The following is a 21689-nucleotide window of genomic DNA, read 5'->3' as shown; positions in this document are numbered from 1 at the left end:
GTAACTAAATTGCCTCATTGCTTACGAATATAATATAATTTAGAATACAATGTACTTAAGTTTTAGCCATATTGCTCCCCGAATTTATCTTTTACTTTTTGAAGTGTTTTCTTAATATCTTGCTCTTTAGCCTTGGGGTAAATTAATAAAACCTCGTCTTTATCAACGATGATAAAATCACTTAAACTATCTATAACAACGATTTTATCATTTTTGGTACGAATCATGTTTCCTGAGGAATTTTCCTCAAGCGTGCGTGAATTAACCACCGCATTGCCAGATTCATTTTTATCTAGTTTATCATATAAACTACCCCATGTACCTAAATCATTCCAATCAAACTCGGCAGCAATAACGAAAACATTTCGGGACTTTTCCATGATGGCATAATCCACCGAAATATTTTCTGCCTTTGGGTAGTTTTCTTTAATAAAATCACTCTCAGCAGCTGTATTATAAGCAGAAATTCCGCTTTCAAATAGAGCATATAAAACGGGCTGATTATTTCTAAACGCATTAACGGCACTTTTCACGCCCCACATAAAAATACCAGCATTCCACAAGAAATTACCTTGAGCTATAAACTCCTTAGCAGTTTCATAGTCTGGTTTTTCCCTAAATTGGTTTACAGGTTTAACGATATTTCCTGAGGATTTATCAAATTCGATATAACCATATCCAGTATTAGGAAATGTAGGCTGAATGCCCAAAGTCATTAATGCATCGTTTTCCTCACAAAAATCAAAAGCAGCTTTAACGTTTTTAGAAAAAGTAGCTTCGTCCTCAATCCAATGGTCACTTGGCGCCACAATCATAACGGCGTTGGGGTTTTCTTTTTGAATCTTTAAAGAAGCGTACAAAATACAAGGTGCCGTATTTCGCATTGCAGGTTCCAAAACTACTTGTCGTTGCTCTACTTCTGGCAATTGTTCTAAAACCAAATCGTTATACCGCTCATTAGTTAAAATCAATATATTTTCCTTTGGGATCAGGTGCGCCAAACGGTGAAATGTTTTTTGAAGTAAAGTGTCGCCAGTTCCCAACATATCATGAAACTGTTTCGGATAATCCTTTGTACTTACAGGCCAAAATCTCGATCCTACTCCTCCTGCCATCAATATGGCGTAATAATTCTTATTCATTATTTTAATTTATAAGTTCTACTTCTGCATTTGGGTTAAACAAATATAGCTTGCCAGTTTTCACTTCCATACATTCATAACGCTTCACCCTCTTTTTACCCATTTTGAAAACTTTATTATTGTGTAACTTAAATGTTTGCCCCAAAGGTATTTGAAAAATAAACGTTTTATTATTTGGTTCGTCGAACTGCTTTAGGGCTAAGGCTAATGGTGTATCTGTATCGCTAGATGCCCTTGGATTTTTAAAATGATTTGCCAATAACGGTAATATTTCATTAGGAAAAATATCAGGATTTAAAAATGGCAGCATTAAATGCTGAAACGTTCGCTTCCACTCTTTTCCGTGCGGTTTTATAAATCTCCCATAGTTTTTAAAGGCTTCAAAATGGGCAATTTCGTGAATTAATGTCATTAAAAACCGATACTGGTTCAAGTTTGAATTTATAGTGATTTGGTGCTTGCCTTTTGATAACCGTTTGTAGTCGCCATGTTTTGTTTTTCTCTCGCTTTTAATCTTTATAACAAGATTATCATGCTCTAAAAGTACCCTAACTTTAGAGAAGGCCTGTTCAGGAATATATCCTTTAAGTTGCGTTTGCATTACAGCGAAAATAGTGGATTTTTTGCGAAAGGAGCACTTGATTTTATGAGAAAAATTACCGAACTTCGTTTACCGTCGGATATAAGCCATTAAAACGGCGTCATATCCACATAAGTTGGTAAACATTAAACCAGAACTATGAAAAACATTCTACTATTTATTTTAATTTTTAACATCTTAAGTTGTGATTCCAAAAAAAAGGAAAAAACTGAAAAAAATATTGTTGAATATTCTTGTGAATGCATAACGAAAATTCCAGAAAACAAAAATAATGAAGAATTAATAGCTGAAACCCAAAGGTGTATTACTGACGGTTACGAAAAATACGCTGAATATGTTGAAAGTTTAGCAAATAAATATTTTGAAAAAAATCCAAATGCAGAACTAATTGATGCTCAAAACTGGATAAAAAAAGTTGTGATAAAGAATTTAGTTAAAAAATGTCCGAGATATAGCAAAATAGCTACTGAAATGGCTTTTGAAAAAAGAAATAACTCTGATATCATTAAAGAGGTTGCAACCAAAGTTTGTGAGGAAATAAATTCATTGAAAACGACTAAATTAAGCTGGAATGAAATTGACCCTATTTTTGTTAGACAAACAGCAATGAATGACCAAGCTATCCGTGAAAAATACAATCTGAATGACAAATCGGAAATGAAAAAATATTCAAATGACCTTGTCCAAGAATTAGTTGTTAATTGCGAAAAGTACAAACAATTTACTGTAGAAATGAATAAATAACGATTTGCCAACAATGTGTATAATTCATTGCTAGTTAGAGCTTACTTACGCAACGAAATCATACACTAGACCGGTAAACGACCTCCAAAACTCAAATCATTCCCAAAAGCTTATCCATACTGTCAAAAGTGTCAGTTGCTAGAGGTTTAAGTTCATTCTTGTAATCGTGTTCGGTATATCCAAAGACATCAAAACCACCAGCTAAAGCTGCTTTTACGCCAGAAACACTGTCTTCAACAACCAAACATTCGTTAGGTTTAAAACCCATTGTTTTTGCCGCCCATAGAAAAATATCGGGTTCTGGTTTCCACTTTTGGATGGTGTAGCAACTAAAAATATTACCTTCAAAATATGGCAGTAAGCCTGCAATATCTAAATTAAGACGAATTTTATTTTCTGGTCCGCTAGATGCCACACAAAACGGTATATTTAAATTTTCTAGTACGCGTTTTATGCCGTTTATAGGTTTGATATCCTTACGGAATGCTTCAAAGGTATTAATGCGATAATCTTGTTCAAAATGAATAGGAAGCGGGGCTTCAATTTTTTTTGCAATAGCATCCATACAATCTCGTAAAGATTTCCCCTTAAAATTTATTAAGCACTCTTGTAAATCCATGCCGGCTCCTAAGGCATTAGCCATATCTATAAGTACGCTAATAGCTATAAATTCACTATCCACTAAAACACCATCACAATCGAAGATGATGCATTTATATTTACTCATAAATTAAGGCGTAGAATTAGAAACCTGCAACAGTTTCCCATTATAGTATTTATTTCCGTTAAGTGAGAAATTAAAAATATATTCTGCCATTTCTAAGGCGGTTATTGGTGCCTGATACCCTGGAAATGCTTCTTCCAACATTTCGGTTTGTACAGCTCCTAATGCCAATACATTGAATGAAATACCTGATTCTTTATACTCTTCAGCTAATAACTCTGTTAAGGTTATTACAGCTGCTTTACTAGAGCTGTAAGCAGCTAGACCTGGAAATTTCATACTGCCTTGAACGCCTCCCATAGAGCTTATTGTTACTACATGGCTTTCATTTTTCATAAAAGGCAATACAACTCTTGTAAGTTCTGCAACACCATATACATTGGTTTTATAAACACCCTCAAAATCTTTTATGCTTGTTTCAGCAAAAGGCTTATTTAAAAGTGCTCCAGCATTATTGATTAATATATCTACATGTTTCCATTCAGCTTTTACAAAAGCTTCAACTTTATTGTAAGAACTATTATCATTTAAATCAAAAGAAAAGCAAGTAACATTTTCTAATTTTAAATTTCGAATAGGGGTTTCATTCCTCGAAAGTGCTAATACTTTATGTCCCGATTTGGCAAAGAATTTTACCAACTCAAAACCAATACCTCTACTCGTTCCTGTAATTATGACGTGCTTACTCATTATTCATTTTAATTTCTTTTGAAGCTGAATTCACCATACCTTCAATAGCTGGAATCATTGTATTGATAAAATTGGTCATGTGATTAAAATCCATTTTATCAGCCTCGTCGTCTACATGATGATAATAATCAAAATTAGTAAAATCGAAAGTAGAAATGGCATGTGCTGGTACTTTAAATTCTTGATAAAACGGATAATTATCCGAGCGCATAAACAAATTAAAAGATTTTGCTTTTGGGAAAAACCCTATACTCTCAGATCCTATGTAAGTATCAAGCGTTTTTGCCATGTTAGATTTTTCATAACCAGTGATATAGCACATAATTTCGTTTTCATCACGAGGTACGCCAATCATTTCAAAATTAATCATGGTATATAAATCTATATTTTCTTTTTTTAGACGCTTAGCTAAGTGTTCTGAGCCTTTCAACCCCATTTCTTCGGCAGCATATAATGTAAACAGCATACTTCGTTTATTACTTTTAGTTTTAGAGAAGTGTTTTGCCCACTCCATAACCGCTACTGTTCCTGATGCATCATCATTTGCTCCATTGGCAATAACATCCCCATTAACCTCTTTTGCTGTTCCTATATGATCGTAATGCGCACCAAGAATAACAAATTCATTTTTTAACTTTGGGTCATTACCTTCCAGAAAACCAACCACATTATAGCCTATTATTTTCTTTACATTGAAACTATCTCTGTAAGTTTCAAAATAAGGTCTAACATTATGATTTTTGAAAAATGCTTCAATGTAAACAGCTGCTTTTTCTATACCTTCGGTTCCTGTATTTCTTCCTTCTAATTCATCAGAAGCTAAATATTCTAAACTCGATTTAACATCTTCTTTATTAATATGGCTTTTTATAGCTACAGATGTTGCTGTAATTTCTGTTTGTGAATCTGAAACCGTTTCAACTACAGTGTCTGGATTGGTTTCAATAATTTGCTTTTGTCCGCCACAGCTTAAAATAAAAACTAAAACGAGTAAACTGAATATTTTTTTCATAAGTACTAAATATTAATTTTTAAAGATAAAAAAAACCTGTTTCAAACTAATGAAACAGGTTTAATATTATAGATTCTGAAACCAGTTCAGAATACCAAATTATATTATTATACAAGCATCGTCACAGGATTTTCAATATATCCTTTTAAAGTTTGCAAGAATTGTGCTCCTGTAGCGCCATCAACTGTTCTATGATCACAGGCTAATGATAACTTCATAGTATGACCAACAACAATTTGACCATTTTTAACCACTGGTTTTTCAACAATATTTCCAACAGAAAGTATTGCTGAATTAGGTTGATTAATAATTGACGTAAATGTATCAATACCAAACATACCCAAGTTAGATACCGTAAAGGTACTTCCTTGCATTTCGTCAGGCGTTAATTTTTTGTTTCTTGCTTTTCCAGCTAATTCTTTAACTGCTGCACCTATTTGAGGTAAACTTTGCTCGTTAGCAAAACGTACAACGGGTACGACCAAACCATCAGGAACTGCAACCGCAACTCCAATATGCACATGATTATTCAAACGCATTTTATCAGCAAACCATTGAGAGTTTACCTGTGGATGTTGTTTTAATGCTAATGCACAAGCTTTTACAACAATATCGTTATAAGAAATTTTAGTATCCGGAATCGAGTTAAACTGTGTACGGAATGCCATAGCATTTTCCATATCAAACTCAACACTTAAATAATAATGTGGCGCAGAGAATTTAGAATTTGTTAAAGCTTTTGCAATAGCTTTACGCATTTGAGAGTTATCAACATCATCAAAATCTTCTTGTCCAGAAGGCACAAATTTACCAACCGCTGCTGCTCCAGCTGCCGGTTCATAATTCTCGATATCTCTTTTTATGATACGTCCGTTTTCACCAGAACCTTGTACTTTGGTTAGATTGACACCTTTTTCCTCAGCTAATTTTTTAGCCAATGGTGACACGTACAGTCTTCCATTTTCAGTTACAGGTGTTGGCGCAGGTGCTTTTGATTTTGTTTCCGTTTTAGCTGCAGCAGCTTTTGGAGCTTCAGCCTTAGCTTCAACTTTAGGTGCTTCTTTTTTTGCTGGTGCAGAGGCAGTTGAAAAATTAGCAGCCACACCAGAAACATCAGTTCCAGCAGGACCAATAATTGCTAAAAGCGCATCTACTTTTGCAGATTCTCCTTCTTGTAATCCTATTTCTAATAAAGTACCTGATTGGAACGATTCAAATTCCATCGTAGCCTTATCCGTTTCTATTTCCGCCAGAATATCACCTTCTTCAACCGTGTCTCCTACCTTTTTCAACCAAGTAGCTACTGTACCTTCTTCCATGGTATCACTTAACCTTGGCATAGTTACTACGATAACGCCTTCAGGTAATTCAGTAGATGTGGTAGCTGATTTATCAGCTCCTGCATCAGAACTCGAATCATCGCTTGATGTATCTTCTTCTTTTTCTTCTTTAGCTTCCCCTACTGAAGCACTTCCTCCACCATTCAATAAGTCCGAAATATCTTCTCCTTCATCACCAATAATGGCTAAAAGCTCATCTACTTTGGTAGTCTCACCTTCTTGAACACCGATATGAAGTAGTGTTCCTTCATTAAAAGACTCAAATTCCATAGTAGCTTTATCAGTTTCTATTTCAGCTAAAATATCACCTTCTTCAATTTTGTCTCCTACTTTTTTTAACCAAGCAGCGACAGTTCCTTCTTCCATTGTGTCGCTCAATCGCGGCATGTTTACAACTATTGCCATATCTTATAATTTGTGTGGAATAAATGGATAATCTTCTTGTTCGTAAACCATATCGTAAAGTTGTTGTACTTCAGGGAATGGCGATTCTTCAGCGAATTTCTCGCACTCAGCCACTTTTGCTTTTACCCGCTTATCGATTTCTTTTAAATCTTCTTCTGAGGCATATTTCTTCTCTAAAATAACATCTTTTACTTGCGTAATTGGATCTATTTTCTTGTATTCTTCTACCTCATCCTTAGTTCTGTAATGCTGTGCATCACTCATTGAATGCCCTCTATAGCGGTAGGTCTTCAGCTCTAAAAATGTTGGTCCGCCACCTTTCCTAGCACGTTGAATGGCTTCATCAAAAGCCTCTGCTACTTTCACAGGGTTCATCCCGTCTACCGGAGCAGACGGCATTTCGTAGCCTAAACCTAATTTCCAAATGTCATCATGATTAGCTGTACGCTCAACTGATGTACCCATGGCATAACCATTATTTTCACAAACGAACACCACAGGCAAATTCCAAAGCATTGCCAAATTAAACGTTTCGTGAAGAGAGCCTTGTCTTGCAGCGCCATCACCAAAACAACATAGGGTAACGGCATCTTTATCATGATACTTATCCCCAAAGGCAATACCAGCCCCTAGAGGGATTTGTCCTCCAACAATACCATGACCTCCATAAAAACGATATTCCTTAGAAAAAATATGCATGGAGCCTCCCATACCTTTTGAGGTACCAGTAACTTTACCAAATAACTCTGCCATAACCCGCTTAGGATCTTCTCCCATACCGATAGGTTGCACATGATTACGATAAGCAGTAATCATCTTATCCTTGGTTAAATCCATTGCATGTAAAGCTCCTGCTAAAACAGCTTCTTGACCATTATACAAATGAAGAAACCCTCTTACCTTTTGTTGAATATATACTGCAGCAAGTTTGTCTTCAAACTTTCTCCAAAACAACATGTCTTCGTACCATTTGAGGTAAACCTCTTTTGTGATTTTTTGCATCGACGAATTTTATATGTTAATTAAGCGAAATACAAAAGTAATACTTTGATTGGTATTGAAAAAACGCTTTAGGAATGAAAGTATAAAAAATGTGAAAAAATTAGATTTGTCATCAATTATTAAACGATTTAAATGGAAAAAACAACTATCCTATTAAGTTTTCAGAATTCAAACCACTTAAAGTTGCTTTTTATCAAAAATCAAAGGCAGTAAATTTTCTAAAGAATTGGATTTTAAAATTTTTCCTGTTGTTCCCATGAAATAAATCTCGATATTATGTTTTTGATTGACTTCGTACTCGGCGATAGCTTGACGACAAGCACCACAGGGCGGTATTGGTTGTGTGGTTTCTCCTTTTAAAGACCCTGCCACAATTGCTATTTTTAAAATTTTTGAATTAGGATACTTTGCCCCTGCATAGTAAATGGCCGTACGTTCGGCACATAAGCCTGAAGGATAGGATGCATTTTCTTGATTATTTCCAGTAATCACTTTATCACTATCTAATAATATCGCAGCTCCCACCGCAAAATTTGAGTATGGCGCATGGGCATTCAATCTTGCTTCCCTTGCCGAATTTAATAGTTCACTAACGTCCTTAGGTAATTCGCGCTCATCTTCGAAAACTAAAAATTTGGTTTCAATTTTTATTTCCTTCATCTAAATTGTATTTATCTAAAAATACGATTCTATTCTAAACAAAAAAACTATTGCCCAGTGAACAATAGTTTTTGCGTAAAGCGTAATATATTTTTAATACTCAAAATATTCTCCATCTCCAATATTAAATGTTAAGGAGAATCTAAGTGTATTTTCTAGTGGACTTTGCACTCTTGATGCCGAAAATAAATACGACAAGTCTATATTAATCACGTTATATTTAAATCCAGCACCAATGGCTAAAAATTTACGTGCGCCTTTATCTTCTGCTTCATTAAAGTAACCAGCTCTAAATGCAAATGAATCTTGATACATATACTCTGCACCTAATGACCATGTAAACTCTCTTAATTCCTCACTAAAGCCTCCTGGGGCGTCACCGAAAGACTGGAATATCCCAGACAAAAAACCTACATCCTGAGACTGTCCTTGAAAAATTACATTTTCACGTGTAGGATTGGCATCCAAATCATCAATATCTTCCTCATAAGTTCCGTTGCCATTATTATCTGTAAACCCAAATTCATCACCTAATATTGGAGGAGTAGGCACTAATAATTTTGCAACTTCGGCAGTGACAGCTAACTTATTATAATCATCAAAAATGAAATCGAAACCAGCTCCTAATCGTAGAGTTGTAGGTTGGAAGTTCTCCACACCACCGTCATCATACTTAAATTTTGGCCCTATATTTTGAATAGCAAATCCCCCTCTCCAACGTCCATTGAAATCATTATAAGCCTGTTCTTCACTTTGGTAATATCCAGAAATATCAACCCCAAAAGTATTGGCCGAAGAAGCATCGTTATTCCCCACATTTAATCTCAAATCTGAACGCAAATATCGCATAGCAACTGACATTGCATATTGATCGGATAGTCTTAAAGCATAAGATGCATCGATGGTAAGCTCATTAGGTCTTTGTATTAATGCTTCAGAGAACTCGTCGGCACGAAATTCAATATCACCTAAAGAAAAATATTTAAAACTAGCTGCAAAAGAGCTACGCTCGTCTATTCTGTTAAAATAAGTTACGTTACCTAAAAAGATATCGTTTACAAGCTTACTTAAATATGGCGTATAGCTTATCCCTATCCCCGATTTGGTTTCAGAAAACACATATTTTGATGAATTCCATTGTTGTGAAAAGGCGTCAACTGAGGTTGCAACCCCCATATCACCCATTGCAGCGGCTCTTGCATCTGGAGCGATAAGCACAAAAGGGACGCCAGTTGTAATTACACGAGAATCGTTTTCGTTAGGAATAATTACGGTTTGAGCGGTTAAGTTAAGCGTAAATACTAATGCAAATAACGCTATTAGTGCATTCTTCATAGTTAAAATTTATAGTTGCAAATATAATTTTTTATTGATAACTCATCTTTACTTTTATTATTTCCTAAAAAATGGCTTAAATTAATATATTTCGTTGGTTTTCTTATGTGTATCGCTGCTATACATTTCTAAAACCGCCTCATCTCTATTAATTTTAGCTCTCCCGATAGCTATCGGGACGGTTAAACACAAAAAGTCAAGATGACTTATAGTATCACAAGTTTCTCAATTTTCTCTACTTTCTTATTTAGCAGATTAGATTTTACGGTTAACTTGTAAATGTAAACACCTTTCCCTATTTTTTCTCCAAAATCATCTCTTCCATCCCATACAATATCTTTGGATAACGAACTTGTTGCTTTTATCCCACCAGATGTTTGTCCATTTAACGTTCTTACCAGTTTTCCAGAAACAGTAAATATCTGTATAGAAACGTCTAAAGGTTCTGAACTATTGTGGTTAAACCAAAATTCTGTATAATTCACAAAAGGATTTGGGTAGTTTAGCACATTGTTTATTACCAATTCTTGATCTTCATCAAATACAATAAACTGAATTTCAGAGGTTGATGAATTATTGTAAACATCCCAAGCTTTAAGTGTTAACGTGTGCAATCCAGGTTCTAGATTTCTAAAAGGAAAACTTACGGTGCCTTTTTGATAATCGTCAACTTCAGTTTCATAATAATCATTCAGCACAAAAGGATTTGTTTCGTCCCCATCAATTATGGCTACGATATCATGACCAATACCACTGGCTGTATTGATGCCGTTCGCGTCTTCCAATTTTGCTAATAGTGTTGGAGATTCATTCGTTATACCACCAGAAACAAAATTTTCATCGTTCATGTACAGGGTAATTACAGGGCCTATATTATCCTCTTCTGCATTTTCGTTTACACCACCAATTCTGATATTGGCAGTATCTGCCCCTGATTGATTTTCAGATAGCTGTTCATTTTTGGCGTAGAAACTAACTCTACCTAAACCAACGGGAACACCAATATCTTTCGGTACCACGAAATCAAACTCAAATTGACCGTTTTTCACTGAAGCTTGCCCCCTAAACACTATAGCTCCAAGTGTTTTAAAATCCAGCTTTACTAGAGTTCCTGCATTTCTTGTATTATCGTTTGCCAAGGTTTGCCTATCAATAAATTTATCATAAACCGTGGTGGATACTACACCATTATAATCACTTAAAAGATTACCATTAACATCGGTTATTTCGCCCGAGAACTTCACTCTACTTAATGCTTTTAACGTATCAGTAGACTGCGCTATCGGCACGTCGTTAATTTCAGTTAGGCGAATATTTGGTTTTGGAAATGCTAATTTCATAGCAGGATCGCCTATATAAAACACCAATCGTCTTTGGGAAGCGAAACCAATATTAGGATCGTTTTTGGCTAGTCGTAGGGCTTCTGCCATAGTTGGGTACTCATCATCGGCAAACGTATCATTGTCGCTAAAAGAAAACAAGTATTGCCCTAGAGTATTGTTGAATGTAATACCAAAATTCACAAATACTTGCCTAGTAGTGGTTATCAAACTTATTGCGCCTGCCTGCTTATTCCAGTAGGTAAATTCTCCAGCTGTTTTCCTAAACGGATTGTCAAACTTTGTAAATTCACAAGTCACTGTAACAAAGCAATTTAATTTACAGAAATTCTTTAAGTTATCTATGGTTGGAACATCTAAAATACGTTCTTGAGACAGCCCTTCTTCTCCACCATGTCCAAAATAATTCACCACTAAAGCACCATTATCAATTGCGTTAGAAAACGCTTCTATAACATCAGGGTACCTTTCTCCGCCAGCCGATGATTCTTGTTGAAAAGCATCCGTATGTATCTTTACAACATTTACAAAAGGCTTATTGTCTGTAACCTCATCACCTATATTATCTGTAGTTTGTTGGATAATGCCCTCCCACTCTTCGTCAACGTCATCAGAGACTACTACATAATTATTTCGCCATCTTCCTAGAGCTTCTTTTGCATAATAGGATTCAATTTTATCTATCAAATCCCTAGCTCTTTGCGGCGTATCTGCCAGAATCCGACCCACGGCTATATCCAAACGATCACTATTAGTCATTCTCCCTTCTGCATCATCCATCATTCCAAAAAAATCATCTGAAACATAGGAATTTGTAAGATTTAAACTACTGTAAGAGTGCCATGAAGGCACTATGTTTGTATTATTAGGAATTCTGTCTTTATAGTCATATGAGCCATCTCCAAAAAGACAGAGGTACTTAATTCGCTTATCTGGGCTGCTTGCGTTATCATATATATACTTTACCAAATTACGTATTGCAGAAATATCTTGATTTCCCGCACTAAATTCGGCATAAACCTGATCTAAACCTATAATTTTTACATTCAGATTATACTGATTACGATTAATTTGCGCTAAACGCTCTGCCTGATTTAGCATATTATTTGGAGCAACTATAAGATAATCGATATCCTGAAAGCTTCCGTTAGAATCATTGAAAATTGTGCCTTTAATATTTTGATTGCTCACCGTTTTATTGGCATCCAATTTAGGCTCAAAATAATCTGACGAAGACAATGCCATGTAAATCCGCTCTTCTCCCATGGTTGATGTGAAACTAAAACTGTTTTCTCCATCGGTATTTTCTGTACTAGACACATTGTAAACATCTGTAACATCCCAAACTTCTGTTAGCCTTGATGCATTGGATATGGTATATTCGGCAATTCCTGAACTATTCACCACCTCATTATTTTTAAATCTAAACTGTTGATTTTCAAATTTCAGCATTCTAGTGGCTTCAATTGATATATAATCTAAATAAGCTTGTGCACTTGGGTTACCTTGATTATTGTAATTAAGACTTACTATAATGTTGCCAGAGGAAACAATTACATTTCCATTGAAAGAACTACTTGAACCAATAATAGTACTGCTCGTTGATCCAAAATTTAAATTTTGTATTGCACTTCCGTTTAAGCTAATTCCCATAGAAGAACTACTTGAAGAAACCGCTGCTGCATAAACCCGCAATCTAATAGGCTCTGTTGTTATAATATCAGGAAAATTAAATGTAAACTGCTGCTCATTCTCGATATTAAAGCGTTCTCCAAACCACCGCCTGCCTACAGTCCCTATATTATGAATATCCCTTTCATGAAATTGATATTGCTGATATGTATCTATAACTAAATCAACAGGTCCTTGGGGTTGATTAAATGGCAATATTCTTTTTCCGGCTACCCCGCCAACGGTTAGATAATAATAAGTCTTATCGGTGTAACAATTAATATTGGTATTACTCTCTTGGTCGTATTCCTTGGGTCCTTCCCCGTAAAAAAGCACATAATCTTCATTGTCAAAAACACCATCTTGCTCACCTACAACTTTTATGGCATTTTCCGTAACATCAAAAGTTTGTGGTTCAGCATTGCTGTAGGGTATCATTCGCCCCCCGTTTCCATAAATCTTAATAGTTCTGGGGTCTACGCTATTGACATTAACTCCTAAGCTTTGCAAAAACCCTTTTGATAATTTAAAAACCCCTGTAGTATCAATATAGAATTTATACCAGTCTCCAGAATTCAATACTGAATTAGTGATTACTTTGGAGTTCTTGAAAGTCTTTAAACTATTTGACAAAGTCCTATTTTGAGGGCTGTATTCAATCTGAAAAGACATAAGTTTTTTATAGGCTCCTGTTTCATCTTTAATGATTGGAGATACTTCTAAATAAACAAATTGCTTATCCCTTGATTTTGAATTTCGTATGGTATAATTAAGTTTACTAGGAATTTTCGACCTATCGATATCTAGAAGTTCTCTTTCAGAAATATTTTGATACTTTACATTACTTAAAGTAGAAGATGCTGCATCAATAGCGTTATCGCTTTCCCATTGGACAATAAACCGCAAGCCATCATCAAAATCATAACTGTAATTTTTTGTTTTGAAGGAAGGTAGAGCTATACTATTTGAGCCAAAGGTAAGTTTAGTTGTACCATTCCAATCAATCGAAAAGCTTTTTTTTTGTCCAAAAACAAGACTAGAACTTAGCAGTAAAAAAAATAAAATCTTCTTTTTCATGAGCTAAAATAACGCTAGCAGCAATCAGTTATTATCAAATAAAACAACAATTTTTTTCTTAAGCCCAAAAATACAATAATAATTTGTGAAAAGTAACGTTATTTCTATGCGATGTTTTGGCGAAAAGTGTCAAAATCATCGATGTAATACATCAAAAATAGGATGAAATACATAATTTTTTCGTCAAAATGCAAAAAATAGCTTGTTCTGTAAGGTTTAATTCTTATATTGCAGCACCAAAACAAAAATTTAGCTTACTTAAACGTATGAATATGAAAAATGTAGCGATATTAAAAGTATTCTTAATCGCAATTCTTTCGGTTACGGCTTTTAGTTGTAAAAAATCATCCAGTTCAAAGAACAGTTCTAGAGCAACAGGATGGCAAATAAATGGAAGAGACGGTGGTTTCCAATACAATACAAACTTCAAAGAACAAGAAACTGCCCCAGGCTTAGTTTTTATTGAAGGCGGTACGTTTACTAAAGGTCGAGTGCAAGATGACGTAATGCACGACTGGAACAACACCCCTACACAACAGCACGTGCAATCATTCTACATGGATGAAACTGAAGTTACAAACTTAATGTATGTTGAATATCTTGACTACATGAAGAAGCTTTATCCACCTGATGATGAACTCTACAAGAACATCTACAACGGTATTTTACCTGACACTCTTGTATGGAGAAATAGGCTAGGGTATAACGAGGTAATGACTGAAAATTACTTAAGACACCCTGCTTATGCTGAATACCCAGTTGTTGGTGTTAGCTGGATTCAAGCTGTTGAGTATTCTAATTGGCGTACAGACCGCGTTAACGAGCTTAATTTACAAAAATCTGGTTATCGTGATATAAACGTAGCTGAACAAGACCCTGACAATTATTTTAGTACAGATAGATATAAAGTAGACCCAAGTGCTTACGATAGTGGTGATCCTGACGGAAGGAGAAACAGAAACGTAAGAGTGGATGCAGATGGTAATGAAACTGGGCTGTATGCATCTATGGAAACCGGTGTTATCGGTCCAAAGTACAGATTACCAACAGAAACAGAATGGGAATATGCAGCTTTAGGTTTAAGCGAACTAAGAAGTTACAATCTTTATCGTGGGCGTAAAAAATACCCATGGGACGGACAATACACACGTTCTGGAAAGCGTAAATATCGTGGAGATCAATTAGCAAACTTCAAGCAAGGTAAAGGCGATTATGGAGGAATAGCTGGATGGAGTGATGATGGAGCTGACATAACGAACGCGGTAAAATCTTATGAACCAAATGATTATGGCTTATATGATATGGCGGGTAACGTAGCTGAATGGGTTGCTGATGTTTACAGACCTATTGTAGATGATGAGTTCAACGACTTTAATTACTACAGAGGGAACGTTTACACAAAAAATGCAATAACAGAAGAGGGCACTGTAAAAGTGATAGAATCTGACGAAATTATTTACGATACGTTATCAAACGGTAGAATTGTTGCCAGAAATTTACCTGGGGAAATTGCAAAAGTACCAGTCGATGAGAATGAAACTTATTTGAGACCAAATTTTGATAGATCTGATAATATTAACTTTAGAGATGGAGACCGTCGCTCTTCTCGTTACTTTGAAAGTTTTGGTGAAGAGGATGAGGATGAAGCCAATACAGAATCTGAAACTAGAAAAATGTACAATTCTCCAAAACACACCATCAGAAGGGATTCTTTAGGAAATATGATTAGAGAATATGACAAATCTAACAGTAGAACTTCAATGATTAATGATGAAGTAAGAGTCTACAAAGGAGGTTCTTGGAAAGATAGAGAGTACTGGTTAGATCCAGCGCAAAGACGTTACTTCCCACAAGATATGGCCACTGATTATATTGGTTTTAGGTGTGCAATGTCTCGCGTAGGTTCCAAGTCCAAAATGAACAGTAAAAAGAAAGCTTAATTTTTTAAAGCTCACATAAGAAAAACAAAAAAGTCCTGATGCTAAATCAGGACTTTTTTTTACTTTTATTTCATGAAATTAGAAGCACTACACAACCTTTTTTTAAATTGTAATTCAGTAAGTACCGATACCAGAAAAATTAAAAAGGGAGACCTGTTTTTTGCATTAAAAGGCGATAACTTCAATGGTAATGCCTATGCTCAACAAGCTTTGGACAAAGCCGCTAAATTTGCGGTAATAGACGAAGAAGAATTTGAATCTGAAAACACTATACTTGTAAAAAATGTTCTAGAAACACTTCAAAATCTTGCAACATACCATAGAAAATATCTCAAAACCCCTATTATTGCGTTAACCGGAAGCAATGGAAAAACTACAACCAAAGAGCTTATAAATGCCGTTTTATCAAAACAATTTAAAACCTCTGCAACCGAAGGCAACCTAAACAACCATATTGGAGTGCCACTCACCTTGCTTAAAATGAACCAGAATACCGAAATAGGCATTGTGGAAATGGGAGCCAACCATCAAAAAGAGATTGAATTTTTGTGCAATATCGCTTTTCCTGATTATGGCTTAATTACCAACTATGGTAAAGCACACTTAGAGGGGTTTGGAGGCGTTGAAGGTGTTATAAAAGGAAAGAGTGAAATGTTTGAGCACATGATTACTCATGATAAGACTATTTTCTTGAATCTTAATGATCCCATTCAGGTTAAAAAAGCCCGAAATGCTCGTACTTTTACTTTTGGTGATACCAATTCCAACCCTGATGTATCTATAGATTTTATAAATGCTCAGCCTTTTGTAACTTCTCAGTATAAAGACCTCACTATTAATAGCCAACTTATAGCAGATTATAATTTTAATAATATTGCTGTGGCTATAGCTATTGGCAATTACTTTAAAGTAGACGACAACGACATTGCATCTGCAATAGAAGGCTATATACCTACAAATAATCGCTCTCAAATCATTAAAAAAGAATCGAATAAAATTATTTTGGACGCCTATAACGCCAACCCTTCCAGCATGAGAGCTGCACTTCTCAATTTTGAAAAACAAGAAGGTAATAAAGTTGCTATTTTAGGTGATATGTTTGAATTAGGTGAAGATGCGGAAATGGAACACCAAAACATAGCTAATTTAGTAAACTCACTTAATATTGATAAAGTTTTTCTTGTTGGTGAAAATTTTATGAAATCAAAAATTCAATCTGAAAAAGTATCCCAATTTGAATCTTTTGACGACTTTAAAATCCCCTTAAATAAAAATAAATTTCAAAACAGCTTAATGCTTATTAAAGGTTCTCGAGGCATGGCTTTAGAAAGAGTATTAGATTTTATTTAAATCATTGCCTCCCCTGAATCTGCTTATTTAATAGCGCAAAAAAAAGTACCCGTTATGATTGCAACAGATACTTTTTTGTAATTCTCCCTAAGAACTAATTAATAGCACTGTAAATATCTTTTTATAATCCATAAAATACAATACTCAATTTGAGTAATTATCTTAAAATAAGGCATCTATTCGATAAAAGACAATAAATAAAAGATGTATGGGTTTAAAACAAAATTCAGTTAAATTAGATTCTGATTCATTTTTAACATCCCTATGAGCTCTCCCGTTGAGGATATATTTAACTTTTTTAAAATATTTCTACGGTGGGTATCAACAGTATTGGGGCTAATATTTAGTTTGTCTGCAATAGATTTGCTTGAATGATTTAAGACCAGTAAACGTATGATATCCCTCTCCCTATTACTAATAGAACTTGACAGTAACTTTTGCGAAAAATTACTAAAATAGATTGTTTCATATTCATTTTGCTCATTTAGTAATTTAGCCGAAGCACAAACTTGCATATTCAAATCAGGATGTAATACCGTGTAATGTGCTAGACCGATTACAGGCTTTTCCTCTGTATCGAATTCCAAAGGTGTAGTATTCTGGACTATATTTACGTATTCGTCTTTTTCATTTTTCAATCTGTAGTTCCAGGTATAGGTCATTTTTGCCCTGTCCTCTATCTTTATTTCATCAAGCGTAAAATTCATGAGGCCATTTAAAGCGCTAAGCCAATGTTCAATATCATCAGGATGCATTCTACTCCAAAAATATCGCATACCGCCGTCTTTTAGAGTATCTGCGTCATAACCTAGACAAGCTTTCATATTTTTACTTATATACTCAAAAGAGAGATCTTGTGTATTGGTAATGCAGAAAAACGTTGAACTATAAGGCAGATAAGTATCAATTTCTATAATTTTTTTTATGTGTTTTTCTATTGAAGGGTGGTCGTAAGACTTAAATATTTCTTGGTAAGTGTCCTTAATTTTTTCGAACATGAGAGCATTTTTCTAAAAATACAGAAAAATTAAAGCTTATAAAAATTGACAGACTAAATAACAGGTAGAAACAAAAAAAGCTTCCGTTTCTGGAAGCTTTTGTAGGCGCAAAGGGATTACATATCCCAAATACGAAACCACTTCTGCAAATACAATTTCAAAGTGCTTGCGTACCTTTCAAAATTTTTGTTTTGTATAACTCTTTTAAGCAAACTCATTAATTATACAAAACAAAAATTCCGATTTGAAAAATCAAATCGGAATTGTGCTTGATGTGGGCGCGAAGGGATTCGAACCCCTGACCCCTTGGGTGTAAACCAAGTGCTCTGAACCAACTGAGCTACGCGCCCTAAATAATAGGTGTGCAAATATAATCTAGTTTTTAATACTGCAAAAACTTTTTAGAGAAAAATTTAAATTATTTCAGCTACTACAAATGTACTTCCACCAACAAAAATAAAATCATTTTTTAAGGCATTTTCAAAGGCTGTTTTATAACCTTTACTTACCGAAATATATGCCTTCCCGTTTAATCCATAAGTCTTTAATTCTCTTTTTAATTCTACCGCATCCTTTCCTCTGGGAATATTAGGTTTACAAAAATAATACGTAGCATTTTTTGGTAGTAAATCAACTATCAAACTTAAATCTTTGTCTTTTACAACTCCAAAAACGATATGAAGTTTATTAAATTCTTCCTGCATTAGCTGAGACATCACATACGTTAAACCCTCTCTATTATGTCCCGTATCGCAAACAACTTTGGGGTGTTCATTCAAAACTTGCCATCGCCCTTGTAAACCTGTATTTCTCACAACTTTTAAAAAGCCCCTTTCTATATTTTCTTCTGAAATATTATACCCTTTAAGCCTTAGTTCTTGTATCGCTTGAAATGCAGTTTTGATATTTTTAATTTGATAATCACCTATCATGTCTGATAGATACGTTTTCTTTACTACTTTATCAGCATAAATAATTTTAGATGATTTTTCTTTTGCTAATGCATCAAAAACTGGTTGAGTTTCCTTTTGGGTTTCACCAACTACAACGGGAACATTTGGTTTTATAATCCCTCCCTTTTCTCCAGCTATCAACTGTAAAGTATCACCTAAAAACTGTGTATGATCTAACCCTATATTTGTAATTACCGAAACTTCAGGTGTTAAAATATTCGTAGAGTCTAAACGTCCGCCCATACCTACTTCAACCACTGCGACATCCACCTTTTGTTTGGAAAAATAATCGAATGCCATACCAACTGTCATTTCAAAAAATGACAGTTTATTACTTTCAAAAAAAGAAGTATTTCTTTTAATAAACCCAATTACAAACTGTTTACTAACTGGCGTGCCATTGATTCTTATACGCTCTCTAAAATCTTTTAAATGAGGTGATGTATATAATCCAACCTTATATCCTGCTTCTTGCAAGATTGATGCTATCATGTGGCTTGTAGAACCTTTACCATTGGTTCCAGCTACATGAACAGATTTAAATTTATTTTCTGGATGATTTAAATGTGCTGCTAATTTTAAAGTATTGGATAAATCTTTTTTGAAGGCTGTTTTACCTTGGCGTTGATACATTGGCAGTTGTGCAAACATCCAATCTAGCGTATCTTGATACGTCATAAACTATTGACTCAATTTGAAGTTAACACTAACAAATCCTATTTGGCGAGAAGGTGCCTTAGAATCAGAAGGCCATTTATGGGATAAAGCTATTTTCTTAGCAGGCTCTAACAAACATTGTGCAGTGTTAGTAGTACCTTTGACACCCGGTGTTGCTTCTATAACATTACCACTTTTATTTACAACTATCTTAACTATTACCATTCCAGATTCGTTACAATCTTGTTTTAATCTATCGAAAGAGGCGCTACCACGACCATTTAATCCGTAACCTACGCCACCACTTCCAGAACCTTTTCCGCCAAAATAACTTGGCGCATAAGGATTACCGTCTAATTGTCCTTTATCTCCTGCTCTATTGTCGTTACCTTCACTACCCGTTTCAGTACCTTCAGATTTGCTAACACCACCAATTAAAGCATCTAGCTTTTTCTTTTTTTCTTCCTGTTCTCTTTTTTCTTTTGCTATTCTATTGGCTTCTGCTTTAGCTTTTGCCTCGGCAATAGCCTTTGCCTTTGCTTCAGCTTCTTTTTGCTTTTTAATGGCTATTTCTTCAGCATTATCTTGAGTTAACACTTCTTCCTTAGCTTCTGCAGCTTTAGTAGGCTCAACTTTAGAAGCCTCGGGCTTTGGTAATTCTTCAACAATCTTCGGTTCAGATTTTATTGGTTTTTTAGGTTGAACATTACCTTTACCAAAATCAGAATTTCCAAAATTTACAGCAACACCATATTCTTCAGGAGGATCCATATATGGTGGACCAACGACAAATAGAAGCAACAAAATAATAATAGCAAGTAGTGCTGTTATTTTTGCTGAATTACGTTCGTGTTTAGTCTCTAAATATTTCATAAGGTTATAAATGCAAAAGTTATTCCGAAGAAAACTTTATAACTTATTTATTTGGCTTTACAGCTAAAATGACTTTAAACTTATTTCTATTGGCAATATCCATCACTTTAACAACATTCTCGACCGGAACAGATTTTTCGGCTCTTAAAACAATAGTAGGTTTATCTTCTTTCGATAACGCTGCTAATAATTCATTCTCTAAAACACTTACTCCTACGCGTTTTTGATCAATATAATACGTTAAATCTTTTTTAATACTTACAGCGACCGACTTTTTGTTTTCAGTTTTACCACTAGCTTTTGGCAGCAAAATATCGATAGCATTAGTTGTCACCAAAGTTGAAGCGATCATAAAAAAGATTAATAACAAAAACACAATATCCGTCATAGACGACATATTGAATTCTGGTGTTACTTTATTTCTTCCTCTAATATCCATATTATGTTGGCTCGTTTAAGTGATCTAAAAACTCTAAGGAGTTAGCTTCCATTTGATACACTACTTTATTGGTTCTTACCACCAAATGGTTATAAGCTATATAGCCAACAATACCAACTATCAAACCTGCAACTGTAGTTGTCATAGCGGTATATAGGCCACTTGCCAAGGTGTCCATTTGAATTGTGCCCCCTGCATTTGCAAGTTCAAAAATGGCCAAAATCATTCCAATTACCGTTCCCAAGAAACCAATCATTGGTGCAGCTCCAGAAATTGTTGCTAATACACTTACGTTTTTCTCTAGCTTATAAATTTCTAGTCTTCCTGCATTTTCAATAGCGGTATTAATATCTGCCAAAGGCTTTCCTATCCTTGTGATACCTTTACCAATCAATCTTGAAACAGGCGAATTCACTTGTGCGCATAACATTTGAGCAGAATCAATCTTACCATTACTTACATGGTCTTTTATTTGATTCATAAAATTAGAATCTACTTTTGACGCTGCCTTAATCGCAAATAAACGCTCAAAATAAATGTAGGTTGCAACAATGAGCAATAAAAACAAAATAGCGATGATTACCTGTCCAGCAACACCACCACTACTAATTAATTCTATGATTGAAAGTGTTTTTTCAACAGATTCCCCTTCTGTTAATTCTGTTCCCTCTTGGGTGTTTTGTAATAATATATTCAACATATAATCTTAGGTTAATTGCAACTGTATAACGTAGGT

18 protein-coding genes and 1 tRNA gene are annotated in these 21689 nt (G+C 34.7%); 3 read left to right on the top strand and 16 right to left on the bottom strand.

Annotation, left to right across the window (positions count from 1 at the left end):
* Window positions 1–62: 62 nt before the first annotated feature.
* Both AC1B0Z_RS14610 and AC1B0Z_RS14605 read right to left on the bottom strand, forming a co-directional pair.
* Window positions 63–1142, bottom strand: a complete 1080-nt coding sequence (locus AC1B0Z_RS14610; RefSeq protein WP_483792851.1) for a mannose-1-phosphate guanylyltransferase — start codon at window positions 1140–1142, stop codon at window positions 63–65.
* 4 nt (window positions 1143–1146) lie between these two features.
* On the bottom strand, window positions 1147–1743 hold the full coding sequence (locus AC1B0Z_RS14605) for a SprT-like domain-containing protein (RefSeq protein ID WP_483792850.1): 597 nt from the start codon (window positions 1741–1743) through the stop codon (window positions 1147–1149).
* A gap of 138 nt (window positions 1744–1881) precedes the next feature.
* On the opposite strand from AC1B0Z_RS14605, the gene AC1B0Z_RS14600 reads away from it, so the two are divergent.
* The gene (locus AC1B0Z_RS14600) at window positions 1882–2487 is read left to right on the top strand and encodes a hypothetical protein (RefSeq protein ID WP_483792849.1); all 606 of its coding nucleotides are present in this window, start codon (window positions 1882–1884) and stop codon (window positions 2485–2487) included.
* A 91-nt stretch (window positions 2488–2578) separates the two neighbouring features.
* Here AC1B0Z_RS14600 and AC1B0Z_RS14595 read toward each other — a convergent pair whose 3' ends face one another.
* The 8 genes from AC1B0Z_RS14595 to porU form a co-directional block, all read right to left on the bottom strand.
* On the bottom strand, window positions 2579–3214 hold the full coding sequence (locus AC1B0Z_RS14595; RefSeq protein ID WP_483792847.1) for an HAD family hydrolase: 636 nt from the start codon (window positions 3212–3214) through the stop codon (window positions 2579–2581).
* A gap of 3 nt (window positions 3215–3217) precedes the next feature.
* Window positions 3218–3901 carry an SDR family NAD(P)-dependent oxidoreductase gene (locus AC1B0Z_RS14590; RefSeq protein ID WP_483792846.1) on the bottom strand — a complete coding sequence of 228 codons (684 nt, stop codon included), beginning with the start codon at window positions 3899–3901 and terminating at the stop codon, window positions 3218–3220.
* Complete coding sequence (locus AC1B0Z_RS14585) at window positions 3894–4913, bottom strand: M28 family metallopeptidase (RefSeq protein WP_483792845.1); 1020 nt, start codon at window positions 4911–4913, stop codon at window positions 3894–3896. Before AC1B0Z_RS14585 ends, AC1B0Z_RS14590 begins: the two co-directional genes overlap by 8 nt.
* 107 nt (window positions 4914–5020) lie before the next feature.
* Complete coding sequence (locus tag AC1B0Z_RS14580) at window positions 5021–6658, bottom strand: pyruvate dehydrogenase complex dihydrolipoamide acetyltransferase (RefSeq protein ID WP_483792844.1); 1638 nt, start codon at window positions 6656–6658, stop codon at window positions 5021–5023.
* 3 nt (window positions 6659–6661) lie between these two features.
* Window positions 6662–7660, bottom strand: a complete 999-nt coding sequence (gene pdhA / locus AC1B0Z_RS14575) for a pyruvate dehydrogenase (acetyl-transferring) E1 component subunit alpha (protein ID WP_483792842.1) — start codon at window positions 7658–7660, stop codon at window positions 6662–6664.
* 177 nt (window positions 7661–7837) lie between these two features.
* A complete protein-coding gene (cdd, locus tag AC1B0Z_RS14570; protein ID WP_483792841.1) occupies window positions 7838–8320 on the bottom strand; it encodes a cytidine deaminase in 483 nt (160 codons plus the stop codon).
* Between the two features lie 93 nt (window positions 8321–8413).
* Window positions 8414–9655, bottom strand: coding sequence for a type IX secretion system outer membrane channel protein PorV (gene porV / locus AC1B0Z_RS14565; RefSeq protein ID WP_483792840.1), 1242 nt, complete (start codon window positions 9653–9655; stop codon window positions 8414–8416).
* A 206-nt stretch (window positions 9656–9861) separates the two neighbouring features.
* Window positions 9862–13743 carry a type IX secretion system sortase PorU gene (gene porU / locus AC1B0Z_RS14560; RefSeq protein ID WP_483792839.1) on the bottom strand — a complete coding sequence of 1294 codons (3882 nt, stop codon included), beginning with the start codon at window positions 13741–13743 and terminating at the stop codon, window positions 9862–9864.
* Between the two features lie 266 nt (window positions 13744–14009).
* Between porU and gldJ the strand changes: the two genes are divergently transcribed.
* Window positions 14010–15683 (top strand): gliding motility lipoprotein GldJ, encoded by a 1674-nt coding sequence (gene gldJ, locus AC1B0Z_RS14555; RefSeq protein WP_483792838.1) that lies wholly within the window; start codon window positions 14010–14012, stop codon window positions 15681–15683.
* 72 nt (window positions 15684–15755) lie between these two features.
* Complete coding sequence (locus AC1B0Z_RS14550) at window positions 15756–17033, top strand: UDP-N-acetylmuramoyl-tripeptide--D-alanyl-D-alanine ligase (protein WP_483792836.1); 1278 nt, start codon at window positions 15756–15758, stop codon at window positions 17031–17033.
* Between the two features lie 230 nt (window positions 17034–17263).
* On the opposite strand, the gene AC1B0Z_RS14545 is transcribed toward AC1B0Z_RS14550, so the two are convergent.
* From AC1B0Z_RS14545 to AC1B0Z_RS14520, 6 genes are all read right to left on the bottom strand, one after another.
* Window positions 17264–18031 (bottom strand): helix-turn-helix domain-containing protein, encoded by a 768-nt coding sequence (locus AC1B0Z_RS14545; RefSeq protein ID WP_483792835.1) that lies wholly within the window; start codon window positions 18029–18031, stop codon window positions 17264–17266.
* A gap of 275 nt (window positions 18032–18306) precedes the next feature.
* Window positions 18307–18381, bottom strand: a tRNA-Val gene (locus AC1B0Z_RS14540).
* 63 nt (window positions 18382–18444) lie between these two features.
* Window positions 18445–19662 carry a bifunctional folylpolyglutamate synthase/dihydrofolate synthase gene (locus AC1B0Z_RS14535; RefSeq protein WP_483792833.1) on the bottom strand — a complete coding sequence of 406 codons (1218 nt, stop codon included), beginning with the start codon at window positions 19660–19662 and terminating at the stop codon, window positions 18445–18447.
* Between the two features lie 3 nt (window positions 19663–19665).
* Window positions 19666–20514, bottom strand: a complete 849-nt coding sequence (locus AC1B0Z_RS14530; protein WP_483792832.1) for an energy transducer TonB — start codon at window positions 20512–20514, stop codon at window positions 19666–19668.
* A gap of 43 nt (window positions 20515–20557) precedes the next feature.
* Window positions 20558–20953, bottom strand: a complete 396-nt coding sequence (locus tag AC1B0Z_RS14525) for an ExbD/TolR family protein (protein WP_092579256.1) — start codon at window positions 20951–20953, stop codon at window positions 20558–20560.
* Between the two features lies 1 nt (window position 20954).
* Complete coding sequence (locus AC1B0Z_RS14520) at window positions 20955–21653, bottom strand: MotA/TolQ/ExbB proton channel family protein (protein ID WP_483792831.1); 699 nt, start codon at window positions 21651–21653, stop codon at window positions 20955–20957.
* Window positions 21654–21689 lie beyond the last annotated feature (36 nt).

It is taken from the genome of Hyunsoonleella sp. J2K-J805 (genome assembly GCF_057167125.1).
Note: the sequence above shows the minus strand (reverse complement) of the source record. Positions and strands in the feature narration are given on the sequence as shown.